The organism is Parabacteroides leei, from assembly GCF_023369805.1.
Taxonomy (GTDB): domain Bacteria; phylum Bacteroidota; class Bacteroidia; order Bacteroidales; family Tannerellaceae; genus Parabacteroides; species Parabacteroides leei.
Genome location: NZ_JAMBQG010000001.1, coordinates 105,689 through 125,214 on the forward strand (window position 1 = coordinate 105,689; position 19,526 = coordinate 125,214).

The following is a 19,526-nucleotide window of genomic DNA, read 5'->3' on the forward strand; positions in this document are numbered from 1 at the left end:
TTTTGGTGAAGTTTTCTAGTATTATTATTAAAATAAAGTACTGACCTATGGCACATTTCTATGTAGTTCGCACTAAATCGGATAAGACAGGTCCGATAGAAAAGAAACTGTTTTATGGAGTACCCGTTACGACGGGGCGGATCACCACCGAGGAGTTGGCGGAAGAGATCGCTGATCGCTGCTCATTGACGCGCGGAGATGTGCTTGCCACAGTCTGCGAGATGAGCGACATTATTCTTGAACGTTTGAAAGAAGGCTATTCCGTCGAACTGAAGGATATGGGTGACCTGTATCTCTCGGCTGCGAGTAAAGGGTATGAAAAAGAGAAGGATTGCACGCCGCATCGGGTAAAAGCGAAACGCGTTTGTTTCAGGATGGGCGCGCGATTACGTAAAGAAATGCAGTTTTTTAAATTTGAAAGATACCCGTTCGAATGAAAGTAAGCCAATATCGTTATAAGAAAGACCGGCTTATGTTACAGATACGTAGCCTGGAACCAGTGGTGGAGATGTTACGCTCGGATAAAATGGGAGTACAGGTGTCTAATGTCCGTACCAGTTTACGCTTTTCATTGCCGGGGCGTACGAACGAGTGGATACGGAAATTGCCTGTGATCGTGTGGGGGGCAACATTTCTGCGAAAAGACGGGAAGGTACAGATGAAAAACTATACCGGGTATGTCGTTTTGGAAGTGAACGGTTTATCCGGCCCGGAAGAAGCCGCATCGATACGTGAGGAGGCGGCTGCCATGCCTCAGACCATGCTGGCTTTCATTGGATTGAGCGGCAAGTCCGTGAAGATTGTCGTGCCTTTTACGCTGCCCGATGGCAAACTGCCGCGTAGCCGGGAGAAAGCCGTTCTTTTTCATGCGGCGGCCTATCAGCTGGCAGTCAAGCATTTTCAGCCTCAGTTGAGCAGCATGGTCACGTTGAAAGAACCGTCGCCGGAACGGGGAACGCGTGTCAGCTATGATGCCGGACTGTATTATAATCCGACGGCTGTATCGATCCGGATGGAACAACCGTTACGGATGCCGGAGGAAAGCGAACTCCGTATCGTTCAGGAGGTTCCGCTTGATCCGATCGAACGCCTGTTGCCGGGTGTGAAACGTAACACTCAGATTGCAACCCTATTCAGTATCGTGCTGTTGGAGGCGGTCCGTAAGTTTGCCGGAAAGGAGAGTGACGATCTGCATGCATTGTTTACGGAGATGGCACACAATAGTTGCCGCCTTGGGATTCCCGAGGAAGAGGCGGTAGGGTGGATCTTACGGTATGAGGCTTTGAAGCCTCATGAATTGCTGGTGCGGCAGGTATTCCGGGGAGTTTATTTATTGAAGAAAGCGATCGGAGGTAAATTGCCTTTGCCGGAATGTCTTTCGATGGTGATGCAACTGGATGAATTCATGGCAAGACGTTATTTCTTCCGGATGAACGAGATGAGCGGGGAGGTGGAATATCTCGACCGTTCGGTCATACAGTTCGCGTACCGGCCTTATACCCAGAAAGTGCGTAACAGTATTTGCCTGGAGGCTCAGAAAGAGGGGTTGAATGTGTGGGATAAAGATATCGACCGGTATGTATATTCGGATCAGATACCATTGTTTCATCCGATCGATGCTTTTCTGGCGAATCTTCCGGTATGGGATGGCAAATCGCATATTCGCGAGATGGCTGCGCGGGTTCCTAACAATAACCCGTTATGGAGTGATTGCTTTTATCGTTGGTTTTTGAGTATGGTAGCTCATTGGATGCAGCTGGATAAAGAACACGGAAACAGTACGACACCATTGCTGGTAGGTGACCAGGGATGCGGCAAATCGACCTATTGCCTGAACTTGCTGCCTCCGTCGCTTCGTCCTTTTTATACCGATAGCATCGATTTCGGTAATAAGAAGGAGGCAGAGCTGGCTTTGCATCGCTATGCTTTGATCAATATCGACGAGTTCGATTCGGTAAAGGCTTCGCATCAAAGTTTTCTGAAGCATGTTTTGCAAAAGGCCGTGGTCAATGCCCGCTTACCTTATCAGAGTACGACGCGCAGCCTGCGACGTTATGCAACCTTTATCGCTACCAGCAATAATTTCGATCTGCTGACCGATCCGACCGGAAGCCGTCGTTTTATCTGTGTGGAGGTGGAAGGTCTGATAGATTATCTCCAGCCGGTCGATTACGAGCAGCTGTATGCCGAAGCAAAAGAGATGTTGCGCCGTGGCGAACGGTATTGGTTTACGCATGAGGAGGAGACGGCAATCGTTGAGAACAACTGGCGTTTCCAGCAAATTCCTGCGGAAGAGCAATTGTTCCTGCGTTATTTCTGTATTTCAGAGGATACGGAAGGGATAGAGCCTTTGCTGGCATCGGAGATATTGGATATAATTGCAGAGAAACAACCCGGTTTTGTTATTACGAAGAAGATGATACTCAACTTTGGTAAACTTTTGAAGCGAAATAATGTACCTAATAAGCGGATGACGCGAGGGACTTGTTATTATGTTGAATTGATAAGAGATTGATTATTAGTGTTATGGGCGAATTGTGAATGATGGTATGATAGGTGCTATGATAGTTGAAAAATAGAACTATCATAGTGCTAATAGCTTTGTAGTAAGTAGTTTGTGTTAGAGAATGAGAGTATGATAGTTAGATATGAGATATTTTACTATTTACCTAACAAAGGGGGTTTTAACCCCCTTTGTTATTATTGAAGATGATACTATCAATAGTGATGTGCATCAAGTTTTAGTTCATTCGGTGCCAGCGTCTTTCCATTTTCAGATGACAATAATTTCCAAAATACAGTTTTCTCGCTTTCGTTGTAGACCAGTGAACCTTTGTGTATTCCACCATCTTTAGTCGAATAGGTGATCATGACCGTGTTTCCTTCCAGCACAGCAGACTCCAGTTTCCCGTTTTCTCCCTTATTATCTTTCATGGAAATGGAAGCTACTTCTCCTTTTTTTATTTCTCCGTCTTTGACTTTCAGACTGACAGCAAAGGTTTTGCCTGTAGAAGGATCTGGTTCTTTGGCGTACCATGTTCCGTTAAAAGCTGACTTTTGTGCAGAGGCGAAGAACGTGACTAAAAGAAATAAAACAATCAGGGTTTGTTTCATCTTCCGGTTATGTTAGAATTTTAAACTGACACCCAGACTCGCATAAGCAATTCCGTATCCAACTTCGGCAAATGCTCCGAAATTGTCTGTAAAAAAGTAGCGGGCACCCACTTGGATGGCAAAACCTATTCCACTTCCGTCTGCACTACCGATTGCACTTTCATCATATCCTTCAGCAATCGCTTTTGCTTTTACAATTTCATAACCCAGCATTAACCCAGCGTAAGTATCCAGTTTGTCGACAAACTGATAATGTAGGTTTCCTCTTACACCGATCATAATATCATTATATTTCCAACCAACTTTTACCTTTTGAAAAGTTTGTTCGTCTTTATCCGAGTAATATCCCAGATAACCGCCAAGTCCGATGGAACCGTTTCCGTCAAACAGATTATCGACAATGCCACGTTCGTATGATACGGCAACCGGGATACCGCTACCGACTCCTACACTGGCACTTACCATATTATCTCCTTTTTTGAAAACGTCTTGCGCCTGAATAGTTAAGGCTGACATGATAAATGCGAAAAATAATAATACTTTTTTCATACAAGTTTGTTTTTTAAGTGTTTATAATTGAAAGTTATATTTTCCACAAAGGTAAATAGTTGTTTATTTGTAAATCTTGACTTAGATTAAGAAAATCAAAGTAAGAAAGGTCTGTTGACGGGTTTATTGTAATGGAACAATCTGTGGTATTTCATTTTTGTAATCAGGCATACATTGCCCGATATCGGCTTTGCGGTAACTGGGATCACATAGCAGATAGCGTTTTTTGTTAAATTGTATATAAGTACCGGGGATATTCCCGTTTAAGGCAACTCCTGCAACAACATGGTTGCTATATTTTAATAAAATAGTATCGAGTTTCAGTGTCTTGCGAACTATATAGGCAAATAAAACCGCCCGGTCTTCACAATCGGAGAAGGGATAGAAGAATGTTTCTTCGGGAAAGAACGTTTTCTCGTATCCGAATTGTTCTTCGTCTGTCTTATAAGTGAAAGTTGATTGGCAGAAATGGAGCAGATCATTTAATGTCTCCGGTACGTTTTCAAGATCATTGAATTGGTTCAGAAAGGAGAAAAGACTATCCTCGAATATAGGGTCAGCCACGGCATTTGTATAAATGGTTAAATCGGTAGAAGGGATATTTTGAAAGAAGCGGGTACGCTCTCTATTTATTGTTATGTTAAAGCTGGTATCCTGATAAGTATGGAAAATGTCGAATGAATCATTTCCCAGATCCATATTCTCTTTGATTTCCAATGAAAGGACTTTTTCGGTTTTGTTTTTAAATAGAGGAAGTGTCCTGACGATCGTAGAAGATTGGAGTGCCTTATCGGTAAACAAGAAATACTTTTTTTTATCTTCGTACAGAAAAGGTTGATTATAAACGATTTCCCGAAAAGGAACAAGTAGTACTATAGTCTGGTCGATGATGCCGAGACGTACGTTATACCCATAACTGAATAATATGAAATGCCTGAACAGAGTACATACATTTTCGTCAGAAAGTTGAGGCAGGTGGTTGCAGACTTCTTTGACAAGTAAAAATAATCCCCAGTCGTTGAGTTTATGCTTTATTTTGAATGAGAAGATATCAGCTATTAGCTGATCGGTTTCTTTGCATCCGAAACTTTTCCACAAATGTCCGATCTTATCTTTCCCGGTTCCATTAAGTACGGATGGGGGTGGGGTATGAGTTAGAGGAAAAGTGGTACCATAAAAAGGTATGATTGCCTGGTATGTCTGTTTTTCCTGTTGTTGTGAGTTGATTTCTATTGGAGGAATAAATGTGTTATCCGGCGTATCACCTATTTTGTATGAAGTTATTTCATCGGAGTAAATAGATTGGTTCGGTAATGCATCGGGTATTGTATCCGGCTTAGATTGGTTGAATCGGTTCAGTCCTTTGTAAAGCTGGAAATCAATCCATGTTTGTTGAAGATATTTTGCGTATTCCTGTTCTCTTTGTCTTCGGAAGTCTTTGTATTCCTGACGTAGTTGTTCCAATAACTCTCTGTCGGATTCGGATTGCTGTGCATGGATATAACTCGTACATAATATGAAACAGAGCAGTAGTCGTATTGGTCTCATGGCAATAGAAAGAATAAAAAGGTGTGTTACCTTCGCTATTGCAGGTAGCACACCTTCAGTTGATTATCTGTTTGTTTTTACTGCGTTTTTTCAGAAGTATAAATAGTTTCTACTTCGGCAGCTGTCAGTGGCCGGTCGTAGAGACGTACATTATCTATTTTCATATTCATGGCGTCTGTAGCCTGACCGTCAAGTGTACCGCCTATCTGTATTTTAGTGCTGGAATCATCATTACCGACGTTATATTTGGCGGTTAGGTTGTCCGCCAGGTTTCCGTCTATGTACAATAGTTTTTCCACTTTGTTATCCTTGTTGGCAGAAGCAGTGAAGACAATAGAATGCCATTTCCCGTTTTGTAATTGTTTCACCGGATAAGTAAATGGATCAGGTTCTATAGATCCCATGAGTGGCATACTGAAACCTTCGTGAGAAAATCCGAATTTGTTATCTTCCACGTAAATTCGCGGATAGCATTCTCCGATCCAACTTTTACTGACACCTCCGATGATGTATCCAAGTGATCCGAAATCTTTGATCCAAAAAGAGATAGAGTAACTGTACTTACCCTTTAGCGGATTGTATGGTATATTTACTAGTTGTTCCTTGGCTGCATTGAGGAAAAGGGCTTTTCCTTTTCCGGATGGTGAGTCGGTTGTAAACTCTGGTTCGTTCAGGGCTACCCCATTCATTTTGTTTCCACTGATATCGCTTGCATCACTGTTGTCGAAAGTGTAATAGGCCAGCAGGCCGGCTGTGATATTGATATCTTCGCCGGGAGTTTCCGGATCATCCGGATCGGGAGTCGTACTTTTACTTTCGGCAAGTACATTTATTTCTGCCGTTCCGGAATTGGAGGTAATGATGATTGTCGTTGCATTAGTTTTTCCGGCTTCCAGTTTGCTACGATCTATTGTGATGCTGACCGGACTTTTTTTGTCAGCGGCAGTAGTGCCGGATATAGGGTCTATATCTTTAATCCAACTGCAATCTTTTTTTATGTTCCACTGAATTTCTGTTTTTCCGGTGTTTACTACTTCGAAAGCAAGAATGGTATTGTCTTTTCCGAAATTGAGTTCTGTCTTACTGGTTGCCAGATTGCCGGTGCCAGGTTTTAATAAGATATCGCATTGTGCCGTTTGTCCTGCGATGATGGAAACTCCGGCCGTATTGGTTTGATAACCGTCTTTAGAAACCTGTAAGGTGTACTGTCCGGCTTCCAGGTCGTTGTATTCAAAACGTCCGTCACTGCCGGTTGCAGTTTTTTTACCTCCCGGATTTAGGGTGACGCTGGCTGTGCGGATTGGTTCACCGGTAGTTTCATCCGAAACGTATCCATGTACATTACCGTTTACTTCCGCTTCGTCTTCCGTACAGGAAGAGAGCACTCCGCAAAAAAGAATCGCAGAGCAAGTCAAAATCAAATACTTAAGTCTGTTCATGTTTATAGTTGTTTATTATGTGAATTAAAAATGATAGGATAAACCGACACCATTACAATCGGGAGAGGCTACCGGATAATAGGTTATTTTGTTTTTCCGGATAATTGTTCGTTTAGCTCCGTTTGCTACCAGAGCGTCGACCAGGTTATAGACATATAGAGCAGCGGCTCCTCCTATACAGATATTCCGGAATGTAGTGCAGTTATTGGCTTTGGTAGAGTAGTTACGAATATGATCGGCATTCTGCGTTTGCCGTATTTTCTTCCTGTAATTGCTTCTCATGCTTTCGAAAGAGATAATACCTCCGGCAAGAGCTACTTCTCCTCCCATGATACATAATCCTTTGGCTGTACTGCCTTTGTATAATTGTCCCCAGCCGGGTATGATCGAACGTGCAACGGCACTGATCCCGTATTTGCGCGTGAAGCGTATCTGGTCGAATACGGCCCGTTTGTTGCTTTCCTTCGCGATCATATATAAGGTATGTAAACTATATTTACAGGAACCGTCCGGATAGCAGATGTATTCCCAGTATTCGTCTACTTTGTTGTAAATGATTTTTTGAGGCTGGCTTTTTATATCATAATTATATTCGAAGTAAGACTGGATATCTTCTTTGTCGTTTACCATATCTGATGTGGTACGTATCCGTATTTCGCCGGAAATATCCATCTCCTTTTTAATATATTCGGACAAGTCTGTCAAGCTGTTATTGCGTGCCTGTTCCAGCGTCGATGATTGATTGACGATGGTGCGATAATAAAAAGTATTGTTTCCGGGGATAGGAGGATTGTCCATCCACGATGGACGGATCTTTTCGGAGTGCCCGGTTGTTTTTTGTGCCTGTATGTTGGTGAATATGGTTAACATGCAGATTAATAAGACTATTCGATAAGTAAAGTTATTCATGCTGTGAGCGTATTAGTTGAGTGCAAATATATTTCTGTTGTTTCAAATAAATCTTAATATAGATTAAGACTCTTATCTTATTATTTTCGCTTCTGTATTTTTTAATGCCGGCATAGCCATCCCTATTCCTGCATTAATATAGCTCGGATCACAGATCATATATCGTTTGCCATCTATCTCCAAATGATCCCCGGGTATATTTTCATCGAAGCAAACAGCTGTAGCTATATGTTGAGGGTAGTCCAGTAGAACTACGTTCAGATTTAAAAGTGTACGTATTAAGAAAGCATATAGTACGGCACGGTCTTCACAGTCGCAGGCCGGATAGTAGAAACATTCATCGATAAAGAATGGTTTTTCGAAACCGAATTGTTGCTGATCTGTTTGGTATTTGAATGCCGTTTGTACGAAATACAATAGAATACCGGCTGCTTCTTTTGTTGTTTTCCCGTGAATAGCTTTCTTTAAGGATGGAAGAACCGAAAGGCTTACTTCCTGACTGGCCGGTGCTTTCAGGTAAACACTAAAATCACATTGGGGATATTCTTTATATAAATCGATCAGAGATTTATTTGTATTTGCATTTATAGCGATCTGCCGGTTTGAATAAACCCGGGAGTAAAGAGTCTCTGCCGACATTGTTTGTCCGGGTAATATATACATACTAACTTTTCGATTGGATAGGTCGAAATCTTTTTGGAAAGTGTAAACCGGTTGACGATTATATGTTTCGTAGCCAAATATAAAATATTTCTCATTGTCAATGTTCAGGTACATTTTATTATAGAGCATACAATCGGTGGGAATAAGTAACACCAGCTGATCGCCACTGCGTCCGCATCTGACTTTATATTCCGATTGGCATAAAAGAAACATTTGTATGATAATTTTTGAATTGTTGTCGGATTCTCGACATAACTTGTCGGCTAACTGGCGAATGAACAGGACATAGGCCCAATCGCACCAATGGTTCTCTTTCTTCATTTGAAGAGAATGGCGTATAAAAGGTTCATACGAGGTTTGACTGAGTGACTCCCAGGCGTAAGCAATCTCTTTTTCCGATATGCCGGATAGGATGAACGGCTCTTTCAACCATTCGTCTTTCTCTTGTGCGGAACTGGGATTATTAACTGGTCTGTCGACAACTTTCGGAATATCGACCGGTTTATATCCCGGGTGCTTCTGTGTGAGTAGAGGTTCTTTAGGGCTTGGCTTGGCAGGTCGTTCTACCGGATTTTCCTGATGATAACCAGTCCAGTCTTTCTGTAGAAATTTAGAAAAAGCTTCATTCTCTTTTCTTCTGAAGTCTGTGTATTCTTGTTGCTGTTTCTGTGCAAAGTGTATATACTCCTCTTGAAGGGATTGTCCCTGGAGAAGAGAAGTTGTCAACAAACATAAGAAGTATAAAAGAGGATGAAGCCGTTTCATTATTTGTGAATTGTAAGATGGGGGGGCGTAAAGTAAACTGTGTCATGCGCTTTTTTTCTTTCAAGCTCATCGGTCGGGGATCGGCCAGCGCCAAGGGGGTGCACCAGCACTCCCGACGAGCGTAAAATTACAACAACTTAAATCTATCTCCAAACTTTATCGCCAGTTGTTGGGCAATGGTGCCCCAATTAGCCAGTGGCATAGTCCATTTCTTGCGTATGTTACGATAAGCGAGGTAGACAAGCTTCTCAAGGGCGGTGTCATTAGGGAACACGCCCTTGTTTTTTGTAACTTTCCGTATTTGCCGGTGGTAGCCTTCAACGGTATTCGTCGTATAAATCATACGACGTATATCGGATGTGAACTGGAAGTATTCAGTGAGCTTTTCCCAGTTGTCCTGCCACGACTTGATGACGATAGGATATTTCTCTCCCCATTTCTGATCTAAATCAAGAAGCTCCGTTTCAGCGGCATCCTTGCTGACTGCACTGTAAACCCGTTTCAGATCTTTAAGAAACTCCTTCTGGTGTTTACTGCCGACGTATTTGATGGAGTTACGTATCTGATGGACGATACAAAGTTGCACTATGGTATCAGGGAATACGCTTTGGATGGCATCCGGGAAGCCCCTCAGACCATCGACACAAGCTATGAGAATGTCGTGTACACCGCGGTTCTGTAAATCGGTCAGCACATTCAACCAGAAGTTTGCCCCCTCATTCTTAGAGATGTACATCCCAAGCAAATCCTTACGACCGTCCTTATCTATAGCCAATACGTTGTAGATTGCACGGGTAACGGCACAGCCTCTCTCATCCATGACTTTATAATGAATGGCATCCATCCAGACTATCGGATAAATATAGTCCAGGCTACGCGAACGCCACGCTTTTATTTCCGGAAGTACCCGGTCAGTGATGGAACTGATTGTTTCGGCAGACACACGGTTACCAAGATTCTCTTCCATCCAATCGCTTATTTCACGTGTACTATTACCAAGGGCATAAAGGCCGATTATGCGGTCAGCAACACCTTCCGCAAGAATGGTCTCCCGCTTCTTTATAAACTGAGGATCGAAGGTGGAATTACGATCACGGGGGGTAGAAACGGTCACCTCACCCATAGAAGTTTGCACCTGCTTCTGCATCTTGCCATTACGACGGTTGCCACTCATGCGTTCATCCTCACAAAGATGGGCATCCATCTCACCTTCTAAAGCTGCATTTAAAATGCACTCCAATAACGGGGCAAAAGCTCCGTCCTTACCCAACAATGGCTTGCCAGCCTTGAGCTGCTCGATTGCCTTGTTCTTGATACTTTCAAAATCAAATTCTTCACTCATAAAAAAACTGTGTTAGCAAAGTTAATACTTTATTTGGTTGCTTTGCTGACACAGTTTAAATTACAGCCTCTAAGATGGTTATTCTGTTTTGCCCATTTCTTCTTCAAAAAGTTTTTTAAACTTCTCGTATTCAAAATCAGTTCTTAGCGTTTTGTCTTCCTGTATGTTTTTCACAATATCCTTTAATAACTCCTTGTTGGCAAATTCAACGGCAACGTACACCTTATAATTCCCATCCGGGCTTTTCATGGTTTGTTCGCATATAGTGCGTACTCCGTTTAACTTCCTGTTGACAACTGTGCGTGCCATTTCTTGAAAACGCCTTTTACTTTCATCATTTTCTCCATTCTGATAGGATGAAATATAATCTTCTGTTAATATTTTGACCTTTGCTTCAATAGCTGTCGCTATTTCCGACCGTGCGGAAGATAAAGCCTTTTTCTTGGCTATGTTCATATCTGTCGATAATCCCATCGCGCTGGCACGCACATATTCATTGCTTGTGGAGTAGTCAGGACCTGAACAAGGAACAATGACTACTGTATCACCTTGTGGAATCTGTTTGGAACTACCGCAAGCGGTAAAAGCAATTAAGGAAATAGAGGTTGCTGCCAGCAAATAATAGATGTTCTTCATATTGTTCTGTATTTATAATTAGTATGATTGTTTATTATACTTGTCGTGCTTTGCTGTTTTGTGGCAAATGTATAGTTCTTATTTGTGATAAATCTTGATGTAGATTAAGAAATTCTGGCTGTCTGTGTTGTTATATTTGTCATGAAATACAGGCGTTGAAGCTATTCATTAGCAAATTAAAACAGAGAGTTATGACAGGCAAGATGGAAAATCTCATATCGGAGATAATCAGAAAAGAATGTGAGCGTTATAGGCTTGTTGAATGGGGATTACTTTCATCAGTAGAAGAGGAAACTGATATTTTGTGCTCGTTACTATCCCTACCAGCGGATGAAACATGGGAAGATCGGGAGAGGTTCAAACAGTGGAGAAAGGAACTTCTGACTCTTTTTTATTCAAGGATGGATTATGCGGGTTTTCTTCAGAAACAAAAAGATATGGAACCGTTTCAACGTTTTCTGTTTTTTATGAGAAAGCGGATGGTTGATCGTTTATGGCAGAATAATACATTGCCCACTATTGACGCAGACCTGGTAATACCTCCTTATACTTTGGCATATAAATTCTCAAAAATGGTTGCACAGGATGAGAATATCCTTTTGTTTCGTGAGTTTAATACCATTAAGTCTCCTTTAGACTTGGAATCTCGGTGCGAAATGGCTTGTGGCAGGCGTTATCCTTTGGGGTTGAATAATTTATTTCATTATCTAAAGAAAGAAGATAAAGAATTTTGGTCTGTTATTTATTTGTTGGTGAAAAAAATGGCGGAATATGTCACTTCCAACTATCTTTTCTCCAAACTATATAAAGAGGAGACAATAGCGGATATATGGAGTGACGTATCACTGCTATTACATGATAAGACAGTAGCCGGTTTGCTTCCGGTATTTGAAACAGGGGCTCATTTCAGGCATTATATTGGTCGTATTTGTATGAATAAGTGTTATGAGGCGGAGCGTAGGAATGCTGTGAGAAAAGAGTTCGTATCGTTGGATGATCCGGTCGTTATATCTGATGTAATCTCTCAATCGATTGATACTAACAGCTGTTTAGAGAGGGTAGTGGACATGGGGAATCCTCTTCTGGACGTTGATATGCAAAACGAATATGAGGTAAAATGTGCTTTTATGGTTGTCTTGTGGGATAGGAGTGAACCTTGGTATAGCAAACTGGTCTCCGGACTGGAGAATAAAGTGGAAGTTCTGCGATTATATTATATCGGAGGTCAGTCGTATCGGGAGATAGCGATAATGCAGCTACCGGGGGGATCAGACAATGATATCCGAAAATTAGAAAATAAATTGCGTCAGGATGTATCGCGGGTACGTAAAATATTGAAAGAGCGTTTTATGGAAATGCTTTTGAAAGGAGGAAAGGAGGATTGATATGGCTGCATGTAAAGAGTATAAAGAGAAGGAGCTATTGGCTTATTTACAGAATAAGATGAACCGGAGTGAAACGGAAGATTTGCAGTTTCATTTGATTCGTTGTAAGGTTTGTCGGGATACTTTGAGGCGAATGAGATTAATGGTTGAGGAAGAAACTTTTGTTAGAGTTAGGTTTGAATGGTATAAACAGTATAAATGGTATGCTGCGGCGATAGGATTGCTTATAGTTGGTTCGGTCGGAGGTTATCTGTTTTTCAGTATCTCTGAAGGAACGGATCATCATTTGGATATGGATAAAGTGCCAACATATCACTCGGCGGATTCGGTTGAAATAAGTTTGGATAGTCTACTTCAAAAGGATAGCATACTGGTTTTGGATAGTTTTAATACAAATTCTTCTACCCACTGATAACTTTGACCTCACGGGTCTGATCTTATTTTAGATTAAGAAATATTTGTTGACGGTTCTCTAACTTTGTATATAAACAATACCCTGGTTTTTATCAGTTCTAGGCTAATAAAAGGATCTGAGGTGTTTTTGTTAATCTAAACTGTCACAAATTATGGCTTTGTGTCAATTAGAAATAGAAAGTATTATCTAAAGAATTGATGATGATCGAACAAAAGCCAATAAAGAGGAATATGGAAGACTTATACGATGAGACCTATAATTTGATGTGTCGTTATTTGAGAGAATATTATCCGGTATCTGATGAATTGTGTGATGACTTGTTTGAGAAGTGTCTTTTGGTCAGCTTTAAGAAAGGAGAGCTTTTTGTCAGTGAAGACCGAGTATGTCATAATGTATATATTATTATGAGAGGATTTTGTTCCTGCTTTTATGTGAAAGACGGTAAGGAATATATACTTTATTTTTTCAAGGAGGGCGATTTTGGAATGCTGTTTCATACTTTTCTTTCACGCCAGAAAGCATTTCTGAACTTAAAAGCGACAGAAGATACACTTGCCATTTGTGTTAGTCGGGATAATTTTGATTATTTCTGGCATAAATATCATGATTTTGTATTGCTATTTTATAAAGTGCTTGAAAGTTATGTGATAGGATTGGAAGAAAAGCATTATCTGATGCGTAGTAATTGTGCTGAAGATCGTGTGAAACATTACAGCGAAACGCATGAAATCCAGTATTTGATGAGACATGTACCTCAATATTGTATCGCTTCTTATTTGAATATGACCCCTGAAACTTTTGCCAAGATTCTGGCTCGTCGGAATAAAAATATATAAATAACATAAACAGTTTTTTTGTTCAAACAGGCGTTTCTCTTTTGATTATATTCTTTTTCATGTATCTTTGTCTTGAATGCAGTGTTTGAAGCAAAGAGTTGTAAGACCTGCAGTATATGAATCAATGAGAAGCGTTTAAAAAATATTATCCTTAATCTGGAAATCTCGACAATTTCTTAGCGATAATAGGGATAGTAGGCAGCAAACGCTCACGTTTCTTTTCTTGTTAATAACATACATTGTTTTGTATGATCAGGATAAAGGGCGTGGGCTGTTGTTTATACTTATTATCGTGGGCAGTCGAGAGCCTCCAGATTGAGTGTAGATTACAGTTCCTGCGCCTTCTTTATTTTAATACATCCATTCCGGGAACTGATGGATATTTGAAATGCCAAGCTTATGTATGATTATTTGAAACAGTATTATCCGGTTTCTGACGATTTTTGTGAGGTATTGTCTACCTTATGTGAGCAAAAAGTGTTTTCAAAAAAGGAGTTGTTAGTTTCTTCGGGATCTGGATGTAACAATTTGTATTTTATATCGGAAGGTTTTTGTGTCTGTTATTTTGAAAAGGATGGAAGAGAGTTTGTTGTCCGTTTCTTTAAAGAAGGGGATGTTTGTACGCCTTTACATAGTTTTTTAGGTCATAAAAAATCATTTTTTTGCGTAAGGGCCAATGAAAGAACTACTGCTCTTTGTATCAGCCGGAAGAATTTTGACTATTTGTGGCAGCATTTTGATGATTTTATCTGTTTGATTTATGCTGTTTTAGAAAAGCATGCTGTAGAGTTTGAGGAACAGTTTTATTGGATGCGAAATCTGTCGTCGGTAGAGCGTATTCGGCATTGTATAGAAACGCATGAGATCCAGATACTTCTTCAAAGAGTTCCCCAATATCTGGTCGCTTCTTATTTGCAGATGACGGCTGAGCATTATGCTAAATTGCAGAGTCGACTCAATAAAGAATAGCTTTTAATAATGTACTTTACCTGATGTTTATTCAGAATCGATTGTCTTCTTTAAACTAAATTACGACTTATACTGTTTTAAGCTCAAGTATATAAAATAACAGGATAAGGTATGAAAAAGAAAAATCTATGGTTGATCATCGGGGTGATAATTGCAATTGTTCTCCTGATGGTGTGGTTATTCGTCGGGACGACATTGGAAGAAGTGACAAATCCGGAAACTAATCCGATGGAGATTGAACAGAATGTTTGAATATCCGCTCTAAAATAGAAGAGATAAAAAAAGCTGTATCAACTAAATGATACAGCCTTTTCTTATTATTTAGCTTGCTATTATCCTAAGAATCCTAACAGGATACCGGCTGCTACCGCAGAACCGATTACACCTGCTACGTTCGGACCCATAGCGTGCATCAACAGATAGTTGCTTGGGTCATATTCCAAACCAACGACCTGAGAGATACGTGCCGAGTCGGGCACGGCAGATACACCGGCATTACCGATAAGCGGGTTGATCTTGTTACCTTCTTTCAGGAACAGGTTGAAGAACTTAACGAACAGTATTCCGGCACAGGTTGCGATTACGAAAGATAATGCACCCAGACCGAAAATCTTAATAGAGTTCAGCGTCAGGAACTGTGTAGCCTGTGTAGAAGCACCTACGGTAATACCCAACAGGATCGTGATTGTATCGATCAGCGGACCGCGGGCTGTTTCAGCCAAACGACGTGTTACACCACTTTCTTTCAACAGATTTCCGAAGAATAACATACCTAACAAGGGTAGACCTGAAGGTACAAGGAAACAAGTCAATAACAGACCTACAATCGGGAAGATGATCTTTTCTGTGGAAGAAACGGCTCTCGGCGGTTTCATACGGATCAAACGTTCCTTCTGCGTAGTAAGCAGTCTCATAAACGGTGGCTGGATAATAGGTACCAACGCCATATAGGAGTAGGCCGACACCGCAATGGCCCCCATCAGGTTCGGAGCCAGTTTGGAAGACAGGAAGATAGCCGTAGGACCGTCGGCACCACCGATAATACCGATAGCACCGGCCTGGTTCGGTTCGAATCCCATCTGAAGAGCGATGATATAAGCACCGAAGATACCGAACTGGGCAGCAGCACCGATCAACATCAACTTTGGATTGGATATCAAAGCTGAGAAGTCGGTCATGGCCCCGATACCGAGGAAGATCAATGGCGGATACCATCCGGAGGTTACACCCTGATAGAGGATGTTCAGTACAGATCCCTGTTCGTAAATACCTACCTGAAGTCCTGCATCTTTGAAAGGAATGTTACCGATCAGGATACCGAATCCGATAGGGATCAGAAGCATAGGTTCAAACTCGTATTTAATTGCAAGGAATATAAAGAGCAAACCAACCAGTAGCATAACGAGATGCCCTGGAGTTGCGTTATATACTCCTGTGTAGGTGAGGAACAACTGTAGGTTATCACCCAGGAATGACATAAAACTCTCTTGCATACTCTTATCCGATTACAACGAGATCGGCACCTTCCAGTACAGAATCTCCTTTATGTACTTTAATTTCAATAATCTTACCGTCGCGGTCTGCGTTGATGTTGTTTTCCATCTTCATAGCCTCGAGAATAAGTAGAACCTGTCCTCTCTTAACAGTATCACCTACATTACATTTCAGTTGCAGTATCACGCCGGGAAGCGGAGATTTGATGGCACCCTGTGTGGTAGATGCAGCCGGGCGGGTAATAACCGATTCGCCACTGGGTGTGGTCGGAGCCTGTGCCGGACGTTTCAGAGTTACCATTTGTTTTTTTGCCGGTTTTTCCATCTTTACCTGATAGGGAGTACCGTTTACTTCTACTTCAGCGATATCGTCGACCACTGAATTGATGTGTACTTTATATACGTTGCCGTTGATGGTATATTTAAAACTTTTCATTCTTGTTTGTTTTTAGAGATAATTACTTTCTGGGTACATCACGTAAACTATAGATTTTCGAGCTCCACGGAGAATAAGTACGTGCAACTTTACGAATGGTAAGGACAGTGTTCTCAACATCGTGGTTGTCGTCGCTCATTTCATACAAAGCAGTGGATATTGCAGCAAAAACTTCTCCCGATACCTCATCCGGAGTGCTGGCTGAAACCGGAGCTCCGGCTTTCTGAGCATTACGCTTGCTGGCTGCAATAGCTGCTTTACCTACCTGTTTAAAGATAAGGAAGAGGAGGAGTAATCCCATGAACACAACAGCCATAGCTGTAATGGTCATACCAATACCCAGAGAATCGTTCGTTTTGAAGTTTTCAATCTTTTCGTTAGAGTCTAACGTCAGGTTGTTTGTGCTGGGAGTAACTTTAGGAAGTATACCCCATTCTTCTCCTCCGTCGATTATTCTACCGTAGCTAATGTCACTTTTCTGTGCAGCCGGAATAGTAATTTCATCGATCAGTGTTTTACCGTCAGCATCGTATAGACCGATATAATTCTCTTTGGACGGATCTAATGTGAAGTTGACATGGAAAGTACCACGGCTCGGTTCTCCGTCAGCCCAGAATAATGTATGCTGGCGGGGCGGTATTTGAGTAAGTACATCACCCTTTGGAATTGGATATTTCTTCGGATTGTTTTTGTCATCTGTCAAAAAACATCCTGCGATATTGACCGTTCCGGCAGAAGTATTGAATAACTCTATCCAGGGGTGGCGTTTGCCATAGTCGTCAACGAAATTGTCGTCGTTGATGACCAGCACTTCATTTATTCGCATGGAGGTTGCACGCTGTGCCTGTGCTCCGAATGAAACGAGCAACACGAACAGTAGCAATACTCCAAATCTTTTGTTAATCATATTCATTTCCTGTTTTAAGAATTATAGAGGCAGATTGTCATGTTTCTTAGCAGGATTGCTTAACTTTTTAGTCTGCAATTGTTGTAATGCGCGAATGATGCGGAAGCGTGTGTTACGCGGTTCGATCACATCGTCGATATAACCATATTGAGCAGCATTGTACGGGTTTGCGAATGCTTTTTTGTATTCCGCTTCTTTCTCTGCTGTTGCTTTTGCAGGATCTTCGGATGCGGCCACTTCTTTTGCGAAGATAACTTCTACTGCACCGCTCGGGCCCATTACTGCGATTTCTGCAGTCGGCCATGCGTAGTTCATATCGCCACGCAGGTGTTTAGAACTCATCACGCAGTAAGCTCCACCATAAGATTTACGCAGGGTAACTGTAATTTTAGGTACAGTTGCTTCACCGTAAGCATAAAGCAATTTAGCTCCGTGAAGGATTACACCATTGTATTCCTGTCCTGTTCCCGGAAGGAATCCCGGAACGTCAACCAATGTTACCAAAGGAATGTTGAATGCGTCGCAGAAACGAACGAAACGACCGGCTTTACGTGAAGCATTGCTGTCGAGACATCCGGCCATAACTTTTGGCTGGTTGGCTACGATACCAACTGTCTGTCCGTTGAAACGGGCGAAACCAACGATAATATTTTTGGCGTAATCAGCATGTACTTCAAGGAATTCGCCGTTGTCGATAATTGTTCCGATCACTTCATACATATCGTATGACTGGTTGGTATTATCCGGAATGATATCATTTAATACATCATCCAAACGATCGATAGGATCGCTGCATTCGATCAGCGGTGTTTCTTCCAGGTTATTCTGCGGAAGGAAGCTGATCAATTTGCGGATCAGTTGCAAGCCGTCTTCTTCTGTGTCGACAGCGAAATGGGCAACACCCGATTTGGTTGTGTGTACGCTTGCACCACCCAGTTGTTCCTGGGTTACGTCTTCTCCGGTAACAGTTTTTACAACTTTCGGACCTGTCAGGAACATATAGCTTGTTCCGCGTGTCATGATGTTGAAGTCTGTCAGTGCAGGAGAATAAACGGCACCGCCGGCACATGGGCCAAAGATACCGGAAATCTGTGGAACAACACCTGATGCCAGAATGTTACGCTGGAAAATCTCGGCATAACCGGCCAAAGCGTTCACACCTTCCTGGATACGTGCTCCACCCGAATCGTTCAGACCGATGACAGGGGCACCCATCTTCATGGCCTGATCCATTACTTTACAGATCTTCATAGCTAATGACTCTGACAAAGCACCGCCGAATACTGTGAAATCTTGTGCATAGACGTAAACAAGGCGGCCGTCGATCGTACCATAACCTGTTACAACGCCATCACCCAGGAATTTTGTTTTTTCGATACCGAAGTTGGTACAACGGTGTTGAACGAACATATCGAACTCTTCGAAACTACCTTCGTCAAGTAACATGGCGATACGTTCGCGTGCTGTGTACTTGCCTTTTTTGTGCTGAGACTCGATTCTTTTTTCTCCACCACCGAGACGTGCTTGTTCGCGAAGAGCGATAAGCTCTTTTACTTTTTCAAGTTGGTTACTCATTGTATTTCTGATTTGTTGTTAGAAATGAAGTGTTTTTATTATTTTTTGCCTGGCATGCAAAGTTCTGTCAGAACGCTGCAGGTAGATTTCGGGTGAAGGAAAGCAATGTCCAAGCCTTCAGCACCACCACGGGGAGCTTTGTCGATCAGCTTAACACCTTTTTCTTCTGCTTCATTTAAAGCTGCCTGTACATCGGGTACGGCAAATGCGATATGATGAATGCCCTCGCCTTTCTTTTCTATGAATTTAGCGATAGTGCTGTCTTCGCTGGTCGGTTCCAGTAATTCAATCTTTGTCTGGCCTACTTTGAAGAAAGCTGTTTTTACTTTTTGGTCTGCAACTTCTTCGATGTTGTAGCATTTCATGCCTAAAATTTCTTCGTAATACGGCAGACAAGCTTCGATGCTTTTCACTGCAATACCCAGATGCTCAATATGTGTAATTTCCATGTCAATAATAATTTAAAAATTTATAATGCTTTTTGTTTTGCAGGCAAAGGTACATTCTTTTTCGAAGAATCAAGAAAAATTTCATCAATTATTAAA

General features: G+C 41.7%; 20 protein-coding genes. 7 read left to right on the forward strand and 13 right to left on the reverse strand.

Annotated elements, in window-relative coordinates; all coding sequences use genetic code 11:
- The first annotated feature begins 47 nt into the window (after nucleotides 1-47).
- Nucleotides 48-437, forward strand: coding sequence for an HU family DNA-binding protein (locus M1P97_RS00450; RefSeq protein ID WP_195373104.1), 390 nt, complete (start codon nucleotides 48-50; stop codon nucleotides 435-437).
- Nucleotides 434-2,515, forward strand: a complete 2,082-nt coding sequence (locus tag M1P97_RS00455; protein WP_249388102.1) for a BT4734/BF3469 family protein — start codon at nucleotides 434-436, stop codon at nucleotides 2,513-2,515. Before M1P97_RS00450 ends, M1P97_RS00455 begins: the two co-directional genes overlap by 4 nt.
- Nucleotides 2,516-2,718: 203 nt before the next feature.
- Here M1P97_RS00455 and M1P97_RS00460 read toward each other — a convergent pair whose 3' ends face one another.
- The 8 genes from M1P97_RS00460 to M1P97_RS00495 all read right to left on the reverse strand — a co-directional run bounded on the left by M1P97_RS00460 (nucleotide 2,719) and on the right by M1P97_RS00495 (nucleotide 10,965).
- Complete coding sequence (locus M1P97_RS00460; protein WP_195373102.1) at nucleotides 2,719-3,114, reverse strand: hypothetical protein; 396 nt, start codon at nucleotides 3,112-3,114, stop codon at nucleotides 2,719-2,721.
- Nucleotides 3,115-3,126: 12 nt separating this feature from the next.
- Nucleotides 3,127-3,663 (reverse strand): outer membrane protein, encoded by a 537-nt coding sequence (locus M1P97_RS00465; protein ID WP_195373101.1) that lies wholly within the window; start codon nucleotides 3,661-3,663, stop codon nucleotides 3,127-3,129.
- A 123-nt stretch (nucleotides 3,664-3,786) separates the two neighbouring features.
- Nucleotides 3,787-5,211, reverse strand: a complete 1,425-nt coding sequence (locus tag M1P97_RS00470; protein ID WP_195373100.1) for a hypothetical protein — start codon at nucleotides 5,209-5,211, stop codon at nucleotides 3,787-3,789.
- 77 nt (nucleotides 5,212-5,288) lie between these two features.
- On the reverse strand, nucleotides 5,289-6,650 hold the full coding sequence (locus tag M1P97_RS00475; RefSeq protein WP_195373099.1) for a carboxypeptidase regulatory-like domain-containing protein: 1,362 nt from the start codon (nucleotides 6,648-6,650) through the stop codon (nucleotides 5,289-5,291).
- Nucleotides 6,651-6,674: 24 nt separating this feature from the next.
- Nucleotides 6,675-7,559: a DUF5683 domain-containing protein gene (locus M1P97_RS00480; RefSeq protein ID WP_195373098.1), complete on the reverse strand. Its 885-nt coding sequence runs from the start codon at nucleotides 7,557-7,559 to the stop codon at nucleotides 6,675-6,677.
- A 72-nt stretch (nucleotides 7,560-7,631) separates the two neighbouring features.
- The gene (locus M1P97_RS00485) at nucleotides 7,632-8,987 is read right to left on the reverse strand and encodes a hypothetical protein (RefSeq protein WP_249388103.1); all 1,356 of its coding nucleotides are present in this window, start codon (nucleotides 8,985-8,987) and stop codon (nucleotides 7,632-7,634) included.
- A gap of 127 nt (nucleotides 8,988-9,114) precedes the next feature.
- Nucleotides 9,115-10,329 (reverse strand): IS256 family transposase, encoded by a 1,215-nt coding sequence (locus M1P97_RS00490; protein WP_249388089.1) that lies wholly within the window; start codon nucleotides 10,327-10,329, stop codon nucleotides 9,115-9,117.
- A 78-nt stretch (nucleotides 10,330-10,407) separates the two neighbouring features.
- Nucleotides 10,408-10,965 (reverse strand): hypothetical protein, encoded by a 558-nt coding sequence (locus tag M1P97_RS00495; RefSeq protein ID WP_249388104.1) that lies wholly within the window; start codon nucleotides 10,963-10,965, stop codon nucleotides 10,408-10,410.
- Between the two features lie 191 nt (nucleotides 10,966-11,156).
- On the opposite strand from M1P97_RS00495, the gene M1P97_RS00500 reads away from it, so the two are divergent.
- The 5 genes from M1P97_RS00500 to M1P97_RS00520 all read left to right on the forward strand — a co-directional run bounded on the left by M1P97_RS00500 (nucleotide 11,157) and on the right by M1P97_RS00520 (nucleotide 14,822).
- On the forward strand, nucleotides 11,157-12,350 hold the full coding sequence (locus M1P97_RS00500) for an RNA polymerase sigma factor (RefSeq protein ID WP_249388105.1): 1,194 nt from the start codon (nucleotides 11,157-11,159) through the stop codon (nucleotides 12,348-12,350).
- Nucleotide 12,351: 1 nt separating this feature from the next.
- The gene (locus tag M1P97_RS00505; RefSeq protein WP_195373094.1) at nucleotides 12,352-12,762 is read left to right on the forward strand and encodes a hypothetical protein; all 411 of its coding nucleotides are present in this window, start codon (nucleotides 12,352-12,354) and stop codon (nucleotides 12,760-12,762) included.
- A gap of 233 nt (nucleotides 12,763-12,995) precedes the next feature.
- Entirely contained in the window at nucleotides 12,996-13,601 is a 606-nt protein-coding gene (locus M1P97_RS00510) for a Crp/Fnr family transcriptional regulator (protein ID WP_195373093.1), read from the forward strand.
- A 399-nt stretch (nucleotides 13,602-14,000) separates the two neighbouring features.
- On the forward strand, nucleotides 14,001-14,570 hold the full coding sequence (locus M1P97_RS00515) for a Crp/Fnr family transcriptional regulator (RefSeq protein WP_195373092.1): 570 nt from the start codon (nucleotides 14,001-14,003) through the stop codon (nucleotides 14,568-14,570).
- 111 nt (nucleotides 14,571-14,681) lie between these two features.
- Complete coding sequence (locus tag M1P97_RS00520; protein WP_195373091.1) at nucleotides 14,682-14,822, forward strand: hypothetical protein; 141 nt, start codon at nucleotides 14,682-14,684, stop codon at nucleotides 14,820-14,822.
- A gap of 80 nt (nucleotides 14,823-14,902) precedes the next feature.
- Here the strand turns inward: M1P97_RS00520 and M1P97_RS00525 are convergent, their stop codons facing one another.
- Genes M1P97_RS00525 through mce form a run of 5 tightly spaced genes read right to left on the reverse strand, consistent with a single transcriptional unit; the run spans nucleotide 14,903 to nucleotide 19,430 of the window.
- Complete coding sequence (locus M1P97_RS00525) at nucleotides 14,903-16,063, reverse strand: sodium ion-translocating decarboxylase subunit beta (RefSeq protein ID WP_195373090.1); 1,161 nt, start codon at nucleotides 16,061-16,063, stop codon at nucleotides 14,903-14,905.
- A 4-nt stretch (nucleotides 16,064-16,067) separates the two neighbouring features.
- Nucleotides 16,068-16,499 carry a biotin/lipoyl-containing protein gene (locus M1P97_RS00530; RefSeq protein WP_028727607.1) on the reverse strand — a complete coding sequence of 144 codons (432 nt, stop codon included), beginning with the start codon at nucleotides 16,497-16,499 and terminating at the stop codon, nucleotides 16,068-16,070.
- A gap of 22 nt (nucleotides 16,500-16,521) precedes the next feature.
- Nucleotides 16,522-17,406, reverse strand: coding sequence for an OadG family transporter subunit (locus tag M1P97_RS00535; protein WP_195373089.1), 885 nt, complete (start codon nucleotides 17,404-17,406; stop codon nucleotides 16,522-16,524).
- 21 nt (nucleotides 17,407-17,427) lie between these two features.
- On the reverse strand, nucleotides 17,428-18,981 hold the full coding sequence (locus M1P97_RS00540) for an acyl-CoA carboxylase subunit beta (RefSeq protein ID WP_195373088.1): 1,554 nt from the start codon (nucleotides 18,979-18,981) through the stop codon (nucleotides 17,428-17,430).
- 38 nt (nucleotides 18,982-19,019) lie between these two features.
- Complete coding sequence (gene mce / locus M1P97_RS00545) at nucleotides 19,020-19,430, reverse strand: methylmalonyl-CoA epimerase (protein WP_195373087.1); 411 nt, start codon at nucleotides 19,428-19,430, stop codon at nucleotides 19,020-19,022.
- Between the last annotated feature and the right edge of the window lie 96 nt (nucleotides 19,431-19,526).

Bases quoted from the DNA above. Each gene is read 5' to 3' on its own strand.
- M1P97_RS00450 (WP_195373104.1), top strand. From the start codon at position 48: ATGGCACATTTCTATGTAGTTCGCACTAAATCGGATAAGACAGGTCCG.
- M1P97_RS00455 (WP_249388102.1), top strand. From the start codon at position 434: ATGAAAGTAAGCCAATATCGTTATAAGAAAGACCGGCTTATGTTACAG.
- M1P97_RS00460 (WP_195373102.1), bottom strand. From the start codon at position 3,114: ATGAAACAAACCCTGATTGTTTTATTTCTTTTAGTCACGTTCTTCGCC.
- M1P97_RS00465 (WP_195373101.1), bottom strand. From the start codon at position 3,663: ATGAAAAAAGTATTATTATTTTTCGCATTTATCATGTCAGCCTTAACT.
- M1P97_RS00470 (WP_195373100.1), bottom strand. From the start codon at position 5,211: ATGAGACCAATACGACTACTGCTCTGTTTCATATTATGTACGAGTTAT.
- M1P97_RS00475 (WP_195373099.1), bottom strand. From the start codon at position 6,650: ATGAACAGACTTAAGTATTTGATTTTGACTTGCTCTGCGATTCTTTTT.
- M1P97_RS00480 (WP_195373098.1), bottom strand. From the start codon at position 7,559: ATGAATAACTTTACTTATCGAATAGTCTTATTAATCTGCATGTTAACC.
- M1P97_RS00485 (WP_249388103.1), bottom strand. From the start codon at position 8,987: ATGAAACGGCTTCATCCTCTTTTATACTTCTTATGTTTGTTGACAACT.
- M1P97_RS00490 (WP_249388089.1), bottom strand. From the start codon at position 10,329: ATGAGTGAAGAATTTGATTTTGAAAGTATCAAGAACAAGGCAATCGAG.
- M1P97_RS00495 (WP_249388104.1), bottom strand. From the start codon at position 10,965: ATGAAGAACATCTATTATTTGCTGGCAGCAACCTCTATTTCCTTAATT.
- M1P97_RS00500 (WP_249388105.1), top strand. From the start codon at position 11,157: ATGACAGGCAAGATGGAAAATCTCATATCGGAGATAATCAGAAAAGAA.
- M1P97_RS00505 (WP_195373094.1), top strand. From the start codon at position 12,352: ATGGCTGCATGTAAAGAGTATAAAGAGAAGGAGCTATTGGCTTATTTA.
- M1P97_RS00510 (WP_195373093.1), top strand. From the start codon at position 12,996: ATGGAAGACTTATACGATGAGACCTATAATTTGATGTGTCGTTATTTG.
- M1P97_RS00515 (WP_195373092.1), top strand. From the start codon at position 14,001: ATGTATGATTATTTGAAACAGTATTATCCGGTTTCTGACGATTTTTGT.
- M1P97_RS00520 (WP_195373091.1), top strand. From the start codon at position 14,682: ATGAAAAAGAAAAATCTATGGTTGATCATCGGGGTGATAATTGCAATT.
- M1P97_RS00525 (WP_195373090.1), bottom strand. From the start codon at position 16,063: ATGCAAGAGAGTTTTATGTCATTCCTGGGTGATAACCTACAGTTGTTC.
- M1P97_RS00530 (WP_028727607.1), bottom strand. From the start codon at position 16,499: ATGAAAAGTTTTAAATATACCATCAACGGCAACGTATATAAAGTACAC.
- M1P97_RS00535 (WP_195373089.1), bottom strand. From the start codon at position 17,406: ATGATTAACAAAAGATTTGGAGTATTGCTACTGTTCGTGTTGCTCGTT.
- M1P97_RS00540 (WP_195373088.1), bottom strand. From the start codon at position 18,981: ATGAGTAACCAACTTGAAAAAGTAAAAGAGCTTATCGCTCTTCGCGAA.
- mce (WP_195373087.1), bottom strand. From the start codon at position 19,430: ATGGAAATTACACATATTGAGCATCTGGGTATTGCAGTGAAAAGCATC.